This is a genomic window from Elusimicrobiota bacterium (assembly GCA_016721625.1).
Lineage (GTDB): Bacteria > Elusimicrobiota > Elusimicrobia > FEN-1173 > FEN-1173 > JADKHR01.
Window position 1 is genome coordinate 2,698,054 of sequence record JADKHR010000001.1, and the last position, 14,296, is coordinate 2,712,349.

The window sequence follows — 14,296 nt, forward strand, 5'->3', positions numbered from 1 at the left end:
GGTCAGTCCAGGCCCGCGGTCTCCATGAGTTTCTCGTTATGAAAGGTGAAATAATTGAAGATCATGCTGGCCGGGATGGCCACGGCCAGACCGGCGGCGGTGGACACCAGCGCTTCGGAAATGCCGCCCGCCACTAGCGACATGCCGCCCCCTCCGCCGGAGGCCTGGCTGATGGTGTGGAAGGCCCGGATGATGCCGATCACGGTTCCCAGGAGCCCCACGAAGGGAGCCGCGTTCGCCAGGGTTCCCAGCAGAGCCAACCGTCGCTCCGCCCGGTCGAAAAGGGATTTTAATCCGGCGCCGTCCCCCCCCTTGTTCAGGACCGATCGGATCCCCCGGTGCAGGGACCAACATTCCAAAAAGATCGATACCGTAAGAATGGAAAAGAGAAACAGGATGGAAAGCACCGGCCATCCCAGGATGAGCGTGTGTTTGAGGTCGAAGGTTGAGATCATGCGAGCACCTTTTCTTTTTCAGGTTCCGGCGCCGGCCGGGTTGACGGTCGACGGACGGTACGGATGGAATCGGCAATCAACAAAAGGGCGAGGCCGCTTAAAACGACGGCCACCACCGGGATGGTTTCCCAGTGGGGCTGGGAGACGAGCGAGGACGCCCAGGGGGCGATGGTTCGAGCCAAGGCCCAGAGGGTCATGGCCATCATGAACGCCATGGGCCCCGCGGTCACGAGCCAAAGTTTTCCGCCCCGTTCCCTCAGCCAAACGGTCAATCCCAGGAGCGTCAGCCCGGCCAGAAGTTGGTTGGACGTTCCGAAAATGGTCCAAAACATTTTCCACGCGGGCACCGGGTTCCCCGCCGGATCCACCAGGCGAAGCGTGACGAAATAGGCCGGGAGCGCCAGCGTGAGTAAAGTCGCGGCCATGCCTCCCCGAAAACTTTTCCAGCCGGTCAATTCCTGGAGCATATAACGTCCCAGCCGGGTGGAGACGTCCAGGGTATCATAAATGAACGTGGCGAAGGCCAGCAGGGCAAAACGCCGGGCCAGGTCCGGGTTGATGCCGAACTGTTCCACGAACCGGGACAGCCCCGCGGCGTAGATCCGGTCGGGGCCGAGCCCCAGGCTGGCGTCCCCCGCCGGAAGGATCATGAGCGTGGCCAGGGCCACCACCGCCACCAGCGCCTCCAGGAGCATTCCCCCATAACCCACCAGTCGGCAGTCCGTCTCCAGGTCCACCTGCTTGGAGGTGGTGCCCGAGCCCACCAGCCCATGAAACCCCGAACAGGCTCCGCAGGCCACGGTCACGAACAGCATGGGGAAGAGCGGCATTCCGTTGGCGCCCGTCCAGCCCAGGAGGGCCGGGTAGCGGATCTTGTCCCCGCCCAAGAAAAGGCCCACGAGCCCGGCCAACAGAGTTCCGTAAAGGAAATACCCGCCCAGATATCCCCGTGGTTGAACCAAAAGCCAAAGCGGAATGAGGGAAGCCACGAAGCAATAGGCCAGGATGGAGAAATTCCAAGCCACCTGGGGACGAAGCCACCCGGCGTCGGGAAACCGAAGCGGCATGGACGGGCCCCAGGCGATGGCCAGGCCCACCAAGGGAAGGGCGACCAGGGTGGCGGCCCAGAGGGGCACGCGGGCCTTGGTCAAAGCCAACCCCAAGGCCAGGCCGATCAAAAGATAGAGGGTGGAGGAAGCGGCGACTCCTCCGCCGAAGGCGGGCTCCACGAAGCTCGCGCTGGTGATGTCGGTGAAGGCCGTGATGACGTAGACCAGGGAAAGCCAGACGAAGGCCGCGAAGAATTTGTAGGCCCGCCCGCCCACGTGTTCGCGCAGGATCTCGGCCACCGAGGTGGCTTTGTGGCGAATGGACCCCACCAGGCTGGAATAATCATGCACCGCGCCCATGAAGATCGATCCGAAAACGATCCAGAGGAGCGCCGGAAGCCAGCCGAACCACATCCCGGCCAGAATAGGGCCCACGATGGGTCCCGCCGCGGAAATGGCGGAGAAGTGTTGGGCCAGGAGAAGAGGTCCCTTGGCCGGGACGAAATCCACGCCGTCTTGATAGGTGTGGGCGGGGGTGACGCGGCGCCGATCCAACGCGAAGGCTCGGGAGAGGAACCGGCCGTAGACCCTGTAGGCGATCAGGAAGAGCGCGCAAGAGAGAGCGGCCACGGGGGCGAGGGTCATGGGTTCATTCCTAGGAGGTGAGGTTCATTCGTCGATGGCGTTAAGAATGGTATTATAGAATTTCAGGGGTGGAGAGTGCAGGGGAGGATGGCCATGCGTGTTCTCGTTTCCGGTTCCACGGGTTTGATCGGCGGGGCTTTGGTGAAGGCCCTGGAAAGGAAAAAAATACGACGTGGTTCGACTCAGCCGAACGGACGCCGTTTCCGCCCCGCGGCTCCTGTGGGATCCCCAAAGGGGCCGGGTGGAAACGCGGCTTCTGGAAGGGTTTGACGCCGTGGTCCATCTGGCGGGCGAAAGCATCGCCGCTGGGCGGTGGACCCCCGCGTTGAAAGAAAAGATTCGCGACAGTCGGGTGCGGGGGACCACGTTCCTCGCCAACACCTTGGCCGGCCTTTCCCGCCCGCCCAAGGTGTTGGTTTGCGCGTCGGCCGTCGGCTTTTACGGAAACCGGGGAGAGGAACGGTTGACGGAGGAGAGCCCGGCGGGGGAAGGTTTCCTTCCCGAGGTGTGCCGCGCCTGGGAAGCCTCTTGCGCCCCGGCGATGGAGAAAGGCATTCGGGTCGTGAACCTGCGTTTCGGCGTGGTTCTCAGTTCCGGGGGCGGAGCTTTGAAAAAGATGATCCTTCCGTTCCGCTGGGGGCTGGGGGGAATCATCGGAAACGGCCGCCAATGGTGGAGCTGGATCGGTTTGGAGGATGTGGTGGGCGCCATTCGGCACGTGATGGGCACCGAGGGTTTGTCGGGCCCCGTCAACGTCACCGCGCCGACGCCCGTGACCAACGAAGGCTTTACGAAAGAGTTGGGCCGCGCCCTGCACCGGCCCACGCTCCTTCCCATGCCCGCCTTTGCCGCCAAATGGGCCCTCGGCGAAATGGCCCAGGCCCTCTTGCTCGCCAGCGCCCGCGTCGCCTCGAAAAAACTCATCGACAGCGGCTACCCGTTCCGCCACCCCGACTTGGCAGGGGCGCTTCCCTCACTGTTGCGGAGGTAGCTCCGTTTGCGCCAGGTTAGCGCTTCCAATCGAATTTTGTAGTTGCCCCATTTATGGGGCGTCATTTTCTCAAGACAGGTTATCCCGACGGTAAACCGCCCGATAAATCGGGCAACTACAAAGGGCATGCTTCGTCGGGTGAACCAGGCGGTTAAAGAGATACGTCTTTTTTATGCACGCCGCCCGTGTTTTCCAGTCGGAGCTTGAGCTCTTTGTTTTCCTTTTGCAATTCCATGAGTTTCAAGTGAACCTTGTTCAACAGATAGTTCCCTAGAAAAAGGGAGAGGAGCGCCAAGGCCCAACCGGACCAGGCCGCGATTTTTCCCATCCGGGCCAAGTGGGCCTTCGTTTTTTCGGTTTCTTCATCCACGGCAGACCCTCAAACGTTGAACCGGAAATACACCACGTCCCCGTCCTTCATTTCATAGTCTTTTCCTTCGATGGAAACGAGGCCTTTTTCCTGGAGGGCCTTGTAAGAACCCAGGCGCACTAAATCTTCATACTTATAAAGTTCAGCGCGGATGAAGCCCCGCTCGATGTCGGTGTGGATTTTGCCCGCGGCCTTCACCGCTCGGGTGCCCCGGGGAATGACCCAGGCCCGGGTCTCCTGGGGCCCCGCGGTAAAAAAAGAAATCAAGCCCAGGAGGTCTTTCCCCGCGGTGGCCAACGCCGCCAGGCCCGGGGTTCCGATCCCCGCCGATTCGTAATAAGAGGCTCGTTCTTCCTCGGGCAGTTGAACAATTTCGGCTTCGATTTTGGCGCAGAGCGGCACCACCCGGGCGTTTTCCGCCTTGGCCCGTGCCTCCAGGGCGGCCAGCATTTTCGGTTCCGGCCCTTTCTCGTCGGTGTTCGCCACGTAGAGCACGGGTTTTCCCGTGAGAAATCCTTGTTCCAACTGGACGTCGGCGGGCACGTTCTGGGACCGGGCCGACCGTCCTTCCCGAAACCCCTTCACCAAACTTTCCATCAGCTCGAGTTTTTCCTTTGCTTTCTTTTCGCCGGAGCGGGCGGGGCCCTGGAGTTTGTCCAGGGCCTTTTCGGCCTGTTGGAGATCGGCCAGCAAAAGTTCGGTTTCGATGATGTCCGCCGCTTCGCCGGGGTTCAAGGCTCCCAGCACGTTCACCACCTCGGGATCCTCGAAACAGCGGACCACGTGGGCGATGGCGTCCACGGCGCGGATGTGGGAAAGGAATTTGTTGCCGAGCCCCTCCCCTTGGCTCGCCCCCTTCACCAACCCCGCGATGTCCACGAATTTGATCCCGCCGGGCGTGACCTTTTCGCTTTTGAACATGTCCCCCAGGACGGTCAATCGTGAATCCGGGAGCGGGACGATGCCCACGTTGGGGTCGATGGTGGTGAAGGGGAAATTGCTGGCCGCCGCCGCGGCGCCGGTGAGGGCGTTAAAGAGCGTGGATTTTCCGACGTTGGGAAGACCGACGATGCCGATGTCCATAAGGAAAGACTCCTTTGATTTAAAAGTGGGAGGAGCGAGGGCGCCCGAGGGCGTCTCCGTAACTCCGGCGGATCAGGCGGTCGGCGAAGGAGGGCAGAAGCGCGCTGACCCAAGCGCCCGGCCGGATCCACCAGGGGACAAAATATTCCGTGCCTCGCCGCTCCACGGCTTTGGCCACGGCCCGGGCCGCCCGGCGGGCCGAAATACGGACCCCGTCCCGTTCGGGGTATCCGGTGGGGAGACGGGACCGGTCCACGCCGTTGGGCATCTCCGTTTCGGTGCCGCCCGGGAGGACGAGGCTGAAGGTCACGTTTTGGGCCGCCCATTCCACCCTCAGGCTTTCCGTGAGGCCCAGGAGGGCGAACTTGCTGGCCGCGTAAGCTCCCATGAAGGGAAGGCCGCGCCGGCTCACCCCCGACCCCACTTGAACCACGTGACCGCCGCCTTGTTTTTCAAAAAGGGGAAGCGCGGCGCGCACCGCCTCGATGGTCGCCCAGAAATTCGTTTCGAAAATTTCCCGCATTTCCGCCACCGGCATGTCTTGAAAGGTGGCCATGCGGAGGATTCCGGCGTTGTTCACGAGAACGTCCAATCGGCCAAAATGGGAAGCGGTTTGCTCAACCCCTTTCCGGGCCTGGTCCGGTTTAGAAATATCCACTGGGCAAACGAGTGCCGGGGAACCGCCATTATTTTCAATCTCTCGGGCCAGGGTTTCCAGTCTTTCTTTGCGCCTCGCCGCGAGTGCGAGCCTCCACCCCCGGGACGCTAAAATCCTCGCGGTTTCCCATCCGATGCCGCTGGAGGCGCCCGTGATGAGGGCGACGGGTGATTCCTTTTTAGGGGGGACGGGTGTCATCGGTTCACTCCCCCGTCGCTTTGAATTTGTTTGTGATGGGCATGCGCCGGTCCCGGCCGAAGGCCCGGGGGGTGATCTTGATGCCCGGCGGTGTTTGGCGGCGTTTATATTCCATGGCATCGATGGTACGGATCCATTTCGCCGCGACCTGGCGGGGAACACCGGCCTTGACGATCCGCTCCAGGCCTTGGTTCTCCTCCACATACCGATGGACGATGGTGTCCAAAACCTCGTAGGGGGGCAGGGAGTCCTGGTCCCTCTGGTTCGGCCTCAGTTCGGCCGTGGGGGGGCGCGTGAGCGTGGTCTCCGGGATGAGCGGGCGCCCGCCCCGGGCGTTTCGCCAACGGGCCAGGCGGTACACCAGGGTTTTCGGGAGGTCTTTGATCACCGCGAAGCCCCCGGCCGAATCGCCGTAGAGCGTGAAATAACCGGCCGACAGCTCGGATTTGTTCCCCGTGGTCAACACCAACCAACCCAACTTGTTGGAAAGGGCCATTAAAAGGGTCCCGCGCACGCGGGATTGGAGGTTCTCCTCGGCCACGTCGGGCGCGCGGTCTCCGAAAAGAGGAGCGAGGGTTTTCCGGAAGGACTGAACCGTCTCCTCGATTGGGAGGGTGTGGAACTCGATCCCCAGGTTTCGCGCCACCGCCTCGGCGTCGTTCCGGGTTTCATCGGAATTGAAGCGCGAGGGGAGCGTGACGCCCACCACGTTTTCTTTGCCCAGGGCGTCGGCCGCGATCACCGCCACCAAGGCCGAGTCGATGCCGCCCGAGAGTCCCACCAGCACCCGGCCGAACCCGTTTTTTCGAACGTAGTCGCGGGTTCCGACGATGAGGGCGGAATAAATTTCCTCCTCCGGGTCCAGGGGCGGCGCCAGAAAGGAGGTGTTGGGCGCCCGATCTTCCGACCGTCGCGGGATTTTGACGGCCTTGGCGTTTTGGAGCGAAACGGGTTCCAAGGGCAGGTCGGTGATCAAAAGGTGTTCGTCGAAGGCGGGGGCCTGGGCGACCACGCGGCCCTTGGCGTTCATGACCAGACTGGAGCCGTCGTAAACCAATTCGTCTTGGCCGCCCACCAGGTTGCCATAGGCGATGGCCGCCCCGCATTCCCGGGCTTTATTTGTTAAGACGGCGACCCGTTCCTTCCCCTTGCCGGCATGGAAGGGGCTGGCGGATAGGTTCAGAATCAGGGAGGCGCCTGCTTTGCTCGCGGCCAGGGCGGGCCCTTCCGGACGCCAGACGTCCTCGCAGACGGTCAGCCCGATCCGCACGCCGCCCAAGTCCAGCAGAGCGGGCTCTTGGCCGGGGAGGAAATACCTCTGTTCGTCGAACACTCCGTAGTTGGGCAGGAACCATTTGTGAAAGCGTACCCGAATCCGGCCGCCGTGGAGGGCCACGGCGGCGTTGAAGAGCGCCCCGGGACGCCCCTCGGGCAGGCCCAACACCACCAGAAGGTCTTTGGGTAACCGAGGGAGGAGTTGATGGAGCGCCTTCTCGCATTCCTCCAAAAAGATCGGTTCCAACAGGAGGTCTTCGGGGGGATATCCCGTGAGGGACATTTCCGGGAAAAGGACCAAATCCGCTCCCGCCGCCCGAGCCCGGGCGCTGAAATCCACGATCCGGGCGGCGTTCCCGGCCAGATCCCCAACGGTGGGGTTGATTTGGGCGAGGGCGAGACGAAGGAGCATGTGGGACGGTCTCCCAGGTTTAGAAAAGGGGCCCCGCTGGGAGGTCACCGGGACTGGCCGAGGTCTTCGGCCAGGAGGATGGCTTCGGCGATTTCTTTCATGGTTTTTCGTCGATCCATGCTTTGTTTTTGAATTTCGCGGAAAGCCTCGGGTTCGGAAAGACCGCGTTTCTTCATGATCGCGCTTTTGGCTCGTTCGACCAGTTTGCGGGTTTCGAGGGCTTCCTGGGCGGACAATTTTTCCTGGAGAAGCCGGGTTTGCATGATGGCCGAGGCGCACTGATTGGCCACGGATTGCAGGACGGAAACGTCTTCCTTGGAAAAATCGTATTCCTGGGCGGTGTAGGTGTTGATGACGCCCAACACCTTGTCCTTGAACATCATGGGGAGCGACAGCAGGGACACCAACCCTTCGGAGACGGCGACGTCGGGGAAAGAGAAACGTTTGTCCTTTCTGACGTCGGAGATGATGACGGGTTTCTTCTCCAGGACGGCCCGGCCGGAGAGGCTCTGGGCCACGGGGACGGGCGGTTTGTTGCGGTAGGCGTCCGAGAGGGACTGGGTGGCCGCGATGCGGAGCTGGTGGGATTCGTCGTCCAGCAACATGATGGAGCAAATCTTGGAGCCCATGAGGGAGGCCGTCATGGCCACGATCAACTGGAGGATCTCCTCCATAAACCGGTCGGAGGTGACGGTGCGGCTCACGGCGGAAAGCGTTTGAATGGCGTCGGCCTTGCGGCGGGTTTCCTCGTAGAGCCGAGCGTTCTCGATGGCGCCGCCCACTTGGCGGGCGATGGTGCTGAGGAGCTTGAGCGCGTGCTCGCTGTGGGCGGTGGGTTTCTTGTGTTGGACGTTGATGACGCCCACCACGCCTTCTTTGACCAAAATCGGGACGGAGAGGAACCCCTCGAACTTGTCTTCCGGCAAGTTGTGGAAAAATTTGAAGCGATGGTCCTCGTGTGCCTTTTCCGGGATGGACAGCGGTTTCTTGTGTTCCGCCACCCAACCGGTCAACCCTTCGCCCATACGAAGGCGCAATTGGTCGATTTCCCCGGGGTGGGGGGGTTTGGAGGCGGAGAGCACTAAACTCCGGTGGGAGGGTTCGTGCAGATAAATAAAACAGGCGTCGGCTTTGGTGAGTCCGCTCACCAACGTCACTATTTCCTGAAGGATGGTGCGAAGCTCCAAGGTGGACCCGATGATTTGGGTGATGCGGTGAAGCAGATCCAACTCTTCGGTGGTGCCGAGAGAACGGGTTGAGACTTTAGCGCGGGGCATGGCTCGCTCCTAAGTGGGAAAATGGAGAGGGACTAAAGGAACCCCCACTCTATCAACTTTCCGCCGGAGCGTCAAACCAGGAGCCGTCAAAAAAACAGGGACCCCCTGGAGACTGAGAATCTCTGTAAAAGGGCTCGAGACCTTGTGTTCGGAGTTTCATCCCTCCAGCAGGCTTCGGAGCATCCAGGAGGTTTTTTCGTGGAGTTGGAGGCGTTGGGTGAGGAGGTCCATGGTGGCTTGGTCGGAGGCTCGCTCGGCGGCGGGGAAGGCCCGGCGGGCGGCTTGGATCACAGTTTCATGGCCTTCCAGTAGCTGGCGGATCATGTCTTGGGCTTTGGGAACGCCGACGGCTTCTTTGACGGAGGTGAGCTTGCCGAACTCGGCGTAGGACCCCGGCGCGTGGTTTTCCAAGGCGCGGATGCGTTCGGCCACCAGGTCCACCGCCAACGCCATTTCGTTGTAGTGCCCCTCGAACATCAAGTGGAGGGTTTGGAACATGGGCCCCGTCACGTTCCAATGGAAGTTGTGGGTTTTGAGATACAGCGTGTAGGTGTCCGCCAACAGCACCGCCAATCCCTCGGCGATTTCTTTCTTCTGCTCTTTCGAGATCAATTTAGATTCGGTCATGGAATTCTCCTCTTCGTCGTTGTTTGGATATTTTAGCATCATCAGGACGTCCGCTCCAGTGGCTGGGTTAAAAATAGAGCAGGGCGTCTTGTCTCGCTTGGCGGAAGCTTTGAATCTCTCGCCGCCATGACTTTTCCAGTGAAAGAAGTTTTGCACCGCTTTCCATGGCGCGGCGGATTTGATCGGTGCCGCAGAGGATGTCCATAGGCTTCTTTTTGGTTTCGAATTCGTAGGGGGGAGCTTTCCAGCGGAATTTGGGGGAGAGTCGTCGAACGGTTTGGATCAAGCTCAGACCGGTTCGGAAGGACTGGAACTGGGCGGGATCGGTGACATGGATTTGGACGCCGCCGCAGAGTTGGCCGGCCCATTTGTTGAAAGTGGGGCGGAACTGGAGGGCACGGAATCGGACGCCCGGAAGCTTTTGGGCGGCGAGCGCCTGGGCGAGACGGGTGCCGTCGACGAAGGGGGCGCCGACGATTTCAAAAGGCCGCGTGGTTCCGCGTCCCTCGGAAAGGTTAGTGGCTTCCAAAAGGCACATGCCGCCATAGACGGTGGCGGTTTCCAGGGTCGGCATGTTGGGGGAGGGGAGGACCCAGGGCAGGCCCGTTTCGTTAAACCGCATGGACCGGCGCCAACCCGCCATGGGGACCACGTGCAAATCGGTTCCCCATTTTTGCGTCCGGTTGAAATGGCGGGCCAATTCGCCCACGGTCATGCCGTGGAGGACGGGGAGGGGATGTCGTCCAACAAAAGAGGCGAAGGCGGGGTCCGGCAAGTTGCCTTCCAATTTCTCCCCGCCCAGGGGGTTGGGGCGGTCGAGCACGATAAGGGGTTTGTCCTTCTCGGCGCAGGCCTTCATGGCCAGGGCCATGGTCCAGATGAAGGTGTAGTAGCGAACGCCGATGTCTTGGAGGTCGAAGAGCAGGGCGTCGATGTTTTCGAGCATGGCGGGGGTGGGGGACAGATTTTTTCCATAGAGGCTGTAGACGGGAAGGTTTGTCCGAGGGGCCCGGGCGCCCTGGACCGGGGCTTGGTCTTGAAGTTCGGCCGCCAAGCCGTGTTCGGGGGCGAAGAGCGCGGTCAGTCGGAACCCGGAGCGGCGGAGGGCATCCACCGCGTGTTCCAGCGCGCCGGTGACGGAGGCGCCGTGAACAATGGCGCCCAGCCGTTTCTTTCGCCAGGGGCGTCCCAGGGGGCCTAAAAATCGATCGAGCCCAGCCTGGACCGGGGGGGTCACGCGAAGGCCGACCCCGTGTGAAGGACTGTTCTTTGCCGCCGTGCCTCCATCAATAAAATCCCCGCCGCCACGGCCACGTTCAGCGACTCGACCCGGCCGGCCATGGGGATTTTAATTCGCTGGACGGGAAGGGCGCCGAGCGATGGGAAATTCACCCCGCGCGCCTCGCCGCCCAAAAGGAGCACGCAGGGGGCGGTCCAATTCCACTGGAAATAGCTGTGGGATCCCCCGGCGTCGGCCGCCAGCAGGGCGGGAGAGGTGGGGAAGGCGTTTAAGATCGTTTGGATCGAGTCGGTTCGAAAGATCGGTATTCGGAAAGCGCTTCCGGCGGAGGCCCGCAGGGCTTTGGGCGAGAGGGGGTCCGCGGTTCCGGGCAAGACTCCCACGGCGGTCACTCCCGCCGCTTCGGCCGACCGAAGAATGGCGCCCACGTTGGCGGGCGACTGAAGGGCGTCCAACAGGAGGATCAAGGGGGGCGGGGTTCCAAGCCCCGCCACCGTGGCCAGGTCAAAACCGTGGGGCCGGTCCGCCCGTACGGCGATCCCGGGCGGGGTTTCTACATCGGAAATGAATTCCATGACTGAAGACGTGACCGCATGAACGGTGGCGCCTCGGTCGCGCAAGGCTTGGATGAGCGGGGCGGTTTTCGGATCTTTTTCGCTTTGGGGGATCACCGCCGCTTCCCGGGGCGTGAGGGTCGAATCCAACAGTTCTTCCAAGAGACGCCGCCCCTCGACAAAAATGGAGCGTCCGTCCTTTCCGTCCCGCGCGGCCCGAAAGCGGGCCACCGTGGGGTTGGACCGGGAGGCGATAGGGGTCACGGGAGGGGGGGGGCCGCCGTGGATCCGGAGATGGAGGAAATTTCTTTTTTTTCCGTCGCGCGGGCCAGCTGTTCGCCGTAGATTTTGGCGAAGGCGAGGACGCTCGCCACCGTGAGGGGGCCCACCAGGAGGCCGATGGGCCCGTAGGCCTGAAGACCGCCCAGGGTGCCGAAAAAAAGCAAAGCGATGGGGATCTTGGCTTTGCTCCCGATGATGAAAGGGCGAAGAAAATTATCAACGGTGCTGACGACCAAACCGCCCCAAAGAAGAATCCCGACGCCTTGAACCACCCAGCCTTTCAAAATGAGGTAGACGCCCACCGGCAACCAGACCGCGGTCGCCCCGATGAAAGGGATGAGTGCCATAAACGCCGTGGCGAAGCCGAGAACCACGGAAAAGCTGACGCCCGCGAGGGCGAACCCGACCCCGGCCAGGAGACCCTGGACCGACGCGGTCACGAACATTCCACGCACCACGGCGGTGAGCGTTTGGTTTAACCGGTTCAGGATGTGGGTTTTGTAGGCGGTTTCCATGGGGATCAGGCCGACTATTTTCTCGGTCAATCGATTACCGTCTCGAAAGATAAAGAAAAGCGTGAAGACCATGATCAGGGTTTGAAAGACAAACAAGATCAAATTTTTGACGATGGACGCGCCCAGGGAAGACACCTTGTTTCCAATGCCTTCCATCGTGCGGAGGAGCGTGTCGCGGGGATTGACCCCCGCCTGGATCAGAAGTTCTTGCGAGCGTCTCCACACCTTCTTCACGGGCGCCGGAAGCCGTTCCTCCAGGGTGGCGCGGGGGTTCGTTCGAACCTCTTGAACCTGTTCTTGGGCCCATGGATAGATGGCCGCGGCTTGCCGGCCCAGGAGGGCGAGGAAAAACAAGGTCGGCACCACCACGATCAGAAAAAGAGTGGCGACGCTGGTCCCCGCCGCCAGGTTCGGCCGGCCGCGGCTCCAACGGAGAAAACGCGTGTGGAGGGGGTAAAAAACCAACGCCAAGGTGATGGCCAAGAGGATTCCTGAAAGGAAGGGGGCGACGATCCGGAGGAGCTGATACAAGAGAAACCCGAAGGCCGCGAAAAAAAAGACCCGAAACAAAATGGGACGAGCTTCACTTCTCCGGTCTGGGACGATTGGAATCACTGGGGTTCCCTCCATTTTCCATGCTCCTTTATCAATGAGACAAGCCGGTCTTCGGCCAGTGAGGCCGAGAGTCCTTTTTCCACGCACTCTTTGCCCACATACAAATTGATTTTCCCCGGGCCTCCTCCGACGTAGCCGAAATCCGCGTCGGCCATTTCGCCCGGCCCGTTGACGATGCATCCCATGATGGCGATCTTGACGTTCACCAGATGGCCCGTTTTTTTCTTGATTCGGTCCGTCGTGGTTTGGAGGTCGAACAGCGTCCGGCCGCAGGAGGGACAGGAGACAAACTCCGCTTTGGTGACCCGCGCCCCGGCTCCTTGGAGGATGTTCGCCGTGAGCTCCAGTTCCCGTTCCAGGCCCAAACCCGTTCGCAGGGTCAGGCTGTCGCCGATTCCGTCGGCCAACAGCGCACCGGCCAGGGTCGAGGCGGACAAGAGGGACGATTCTTCCTCCGCCGTCCAGGGGGCCACGATATGGAAGGGAAGTTTTGCTTCTTTTATCCAAGGTTGGGCGATTCCGTATCGGGCCTGATGCAAAAGTCGGGACACGTTCGTGTCTTCGAGCGCCAGGACCATGTTCGGGGTGTGTAAAAAAGCCGACCGAGCGGCTTTTAATAAATCCTCAACGGCCTCTCCAAAGAGCCAAAGGGGTTTCCCGGCCTTCGCGCAGGCTTTGGCGGTGTCCTCCGCCCCCTGGAGCCCCTTCGGGCTCAGGGCGATCCCGTCCGAAAGGGACAAGGCGCGGTCCAGATATTCTAACCCGTCGACGCGGGTCAAGAACCCCAAGCGGGCCGTTTCGAACCGCAGGGCCTTTCGGAAATGGTCCAGTGAAATGAGATCGTCCGTGGATCGGACGGGCCACTCGATGATCTCCGGAGGCAGGCCCCGGCCGGTCTTTAGGCGTTGTTCCAAAATGGTCAGAACGGCGGCGGGGTTCGCCGTGGCGGGGTTCAACCGCGCCACCGAGCGGGGCGGGTGGGCGCCGCCCACCCCCATCGGGCCCACTCGAACTTCGAGCGCCGGCCGCCGCGAGTAGTGAAAAGGATTGTCCGCCACGGCCTGGTTTCCGCTTTTGGCGTTCAAAAAACAGGTGGGGGGGCGGTGGTCGTAGGGGGCCGCCAAGCGGCGGGCCACGGGGATTTCCAGTTCGGGTTCTTCCGTCAGCGACACCCGTAGGGTGTCGCCGATCCCGTCTTCCAAAAGCGCTCCGATCCCCACGGCGGATTTAATTCGGCCGTCCTCTCCGTCGCCGGCTTCCGTGACGCCCAGGTGGAAGGGGTAGTCCATGTTTTCGTGGGCCATGCGGGCCGCGAGCAGTCGATAAGCGGCGATCATGACCTTGGGGTTGGAGGCTTTCATGGAAAGGATGATGTCGTGATACCCGTTCCGTTCGCAGATCCGGACGAATTCCAGAGCGCTTTCGACCATTCCCTCCGGGGTATCGCCGTAGCGGTTTAGGATGCGGTCGGACAGGGAGCCGTGGTTCGTGCCGATGCGGAGGGCTCGGCCCAGCCGCTTGAGTTTCAGAACCAGGGGGGTGAACCGTTCTTCGATGCGGGCGATCTCCTCGTCGTATTGGGTGTCCGTATACTCCCGGATTTTGAAGGCCTTGGCGTCGGTGAAGTTGCCGGGATTGATGCGAACTTTTTCCACGTGTTCGGCCGCCTCGAGCGCGGCCTCCGGCCGGAAATGGATATCGGCCACCAGGGGGACACGGAACCCCTTGGCGCGAAGGGCGGCCGCGATGTTTTTTAAGTTCGCGGCGTCGACTTCCGTGGGCGCGGTGACCCGGACGATCTCGCATCCGGCGCGAATGAGGCGCACCGCCTGGTCCACTGTCGCTTGGGTGTCCTGGGTGCGCGTCGTGGTCATGGATTGAATACGGAGGGGATTCTCCCCGCCGACGCCCACATCCCCCACGCGGACGACCCGGGTCTTCCGCCTATGGTAGGCGAAAAGATCAGGAGAAAAGGAAAGGTTTCCGGCTAGCTGCGCGACAGGGGTCATCGGTAAAATTATACCAAACCATGCGGGTGGGGCCTAACGGA

Annotated in this window: 12 protein-coding genes and 1 pseudogene; 1 reads left to right on the forward strand and 12 read right to left on the reverse strand. The window is 61.6% G+C overall.

Annotated features, from left to right (window positions below):
* Positions 1 to 2: 2 nt before the first annotated feature.
* A complete protein-coding gene (locus IPP35_11820; protein ID MBL0059761.1) occupies positions 3 to 455 on the reverse strand; it encodes a MotA/TolQ/ExbB proton channel family protein in 453 nt (150 codons plus the stop codon).
* Positions 452 to 2,149 (reverse strand): carbon starvation protein A, encoded by a 1,698-nt coding sequence (locus IPP35_11825; protein ID MBL0059762.1) that lies wholly within the window; start codon positions 2,147 to 2,149, stop codon positions 452 to 454. Before IPP35_11825 ends, IPP35_11820 begins: the two co-directional genes overlap by 4 nt.
* 93 nt (positions 2,150 to 2,242) lie before the next feature.
* On the opposite strand from IPP35_11825, the pseudogene IPP35_11830 reads away from it, so the two are divergent.
* Positions 2,243 to 3,140 (forward strand): annotated as a pseudogene (locus IPP35_11830) (TIGR01777 family protein).
* Positions 3,141 to 3,291: 151 nt separating this feature from the next.
* Here IPP35_11830 and IPP35_11835 read toward each other — a convergent pair.
* The 10 genes from IPP35_11835 to ispG all read right to left on the reverse strand — a co-directional run bounded on the left by IPP35_11835 (position 3,292) and on the right by ispG (position 14,255).
* Positions 3,292 to 3,510 carry a hypothetical protein gene (locus IPP35_11835; protein ID MBL0059763.1) on the reverse strand — a complete coding sequence of 73 codons (219 nt, stop codon included), beginning with the start codon at positions 3,508 to 3,510 and terminating at the stop codon, positions 3,292 to 3,294.
* Positions 3,511 to 3,519: 9 nt separating this feature from the next.
* Positions 3,520 to 4,593, reverse strand: a complete 1,074-nt coding sequence (gene ychF, locus IPP35_11840; GenBank protein MBL0059764.1) for a redox-regulated ATPase YchF — start codon at positions 4,591 to 4,593, stop codon at positions 3,520 to 3,522.
* Between the two features lie 19 nt (positions 4,594 to 4,612).
* Positions 4,613 to 5,449, reverse strand: a complete 837-nt coding sequence (locus IPP35_11845) for an SDR family oxidoreductase (GenBank protein ID MBL0059765.1) — start codon at positions 5,447 to 5,449, stop codon at positions 4,613 to 4,615.
* Between the two features lie 4 nt (positions 5,450 to 5,453).
* A complete protein-coding gene (locus IPP35_11850) occupies positions 5,454 to 7,136 on the reverse strand; it encodes an NAD+ synthase (GenBank protein ID MBL0059766.1) in 1,683 nt (560 codons plus the stop codon).
* A gap of 44 nt (positions 7,137 to 7,180) precedes the next feature.
* Entirely contained in the window at positions 7,181 to 8,413 is a 1,233-nt protein-coding gene (locus IPP35_11855) for a GAF domain-containing protein (protein ID MBL0059767.1), read from the reverse strand.
* A gap of 156 nt (positions 8,414 to 8,569) precedes the next feature.
* On the reverse strand, positions 8,570 to 9,079 hold the full coding sequence (locus tag IPP35_11860) for a DNA starvation/stationary phase protection protein (protein MBL0059768.1): 510 nt from the start codon (positions 9,077 to 9,079) through the stop codon (positions 8,570 to 8,572).
* A gap of 28 nt (positions 9,080 to 9,107) precedes the next feature.
* Complete coding sequence (locus IPP35_11865; protein ID MBL0059769.1) at positions 9,108 to 10,232, reverse strand: DUF1343 domain-containing protein; 1,125 nt, start codon at positions 10,230 to 10,232, stop codon at positions 9,108 to 9,110.
* 41 nt (positions 10,233 to 10,273) lie between these two features.
* Entirely contained in the window at positions 10,274 to 11,098 is an 825-nt protein-coding gene (locus IPP35_11870; GenBank protein ID MBL0059770.1) for an RNA methyltransferase, read from the reverse strand.
* Entirely contained in the window at positions 11,095 to 12,246 is a 1,152-nt protein-coding gene (locus tag IPP35_11875; GenBank protein ID MBL0059771.1) for an AI-2E family transporter, read from the reverse strand. Before IPP35_11875 ends, IPP35_11870 begins: the two co-directional genes overlap by 4 nt.
* Positions 12,243 to 14,255, reverse strand: a complete 2,013-nt coding sequence (gene ispG / locus IPP35_11880; protein MBL0059772.1) for a (E)-4-hydroxy-3-methylbut-2-enyl-diphosphate synthase — start codon at positions 14,253 to 14,255, stop codon at positions 12,243 to 12,245. Before ispG ends, IPP35_11875 begins: the two co-directional genes overlap by 4 nt.
* Positions 14,256 to 14,296 lie beyond the last annotated feature (41 nt).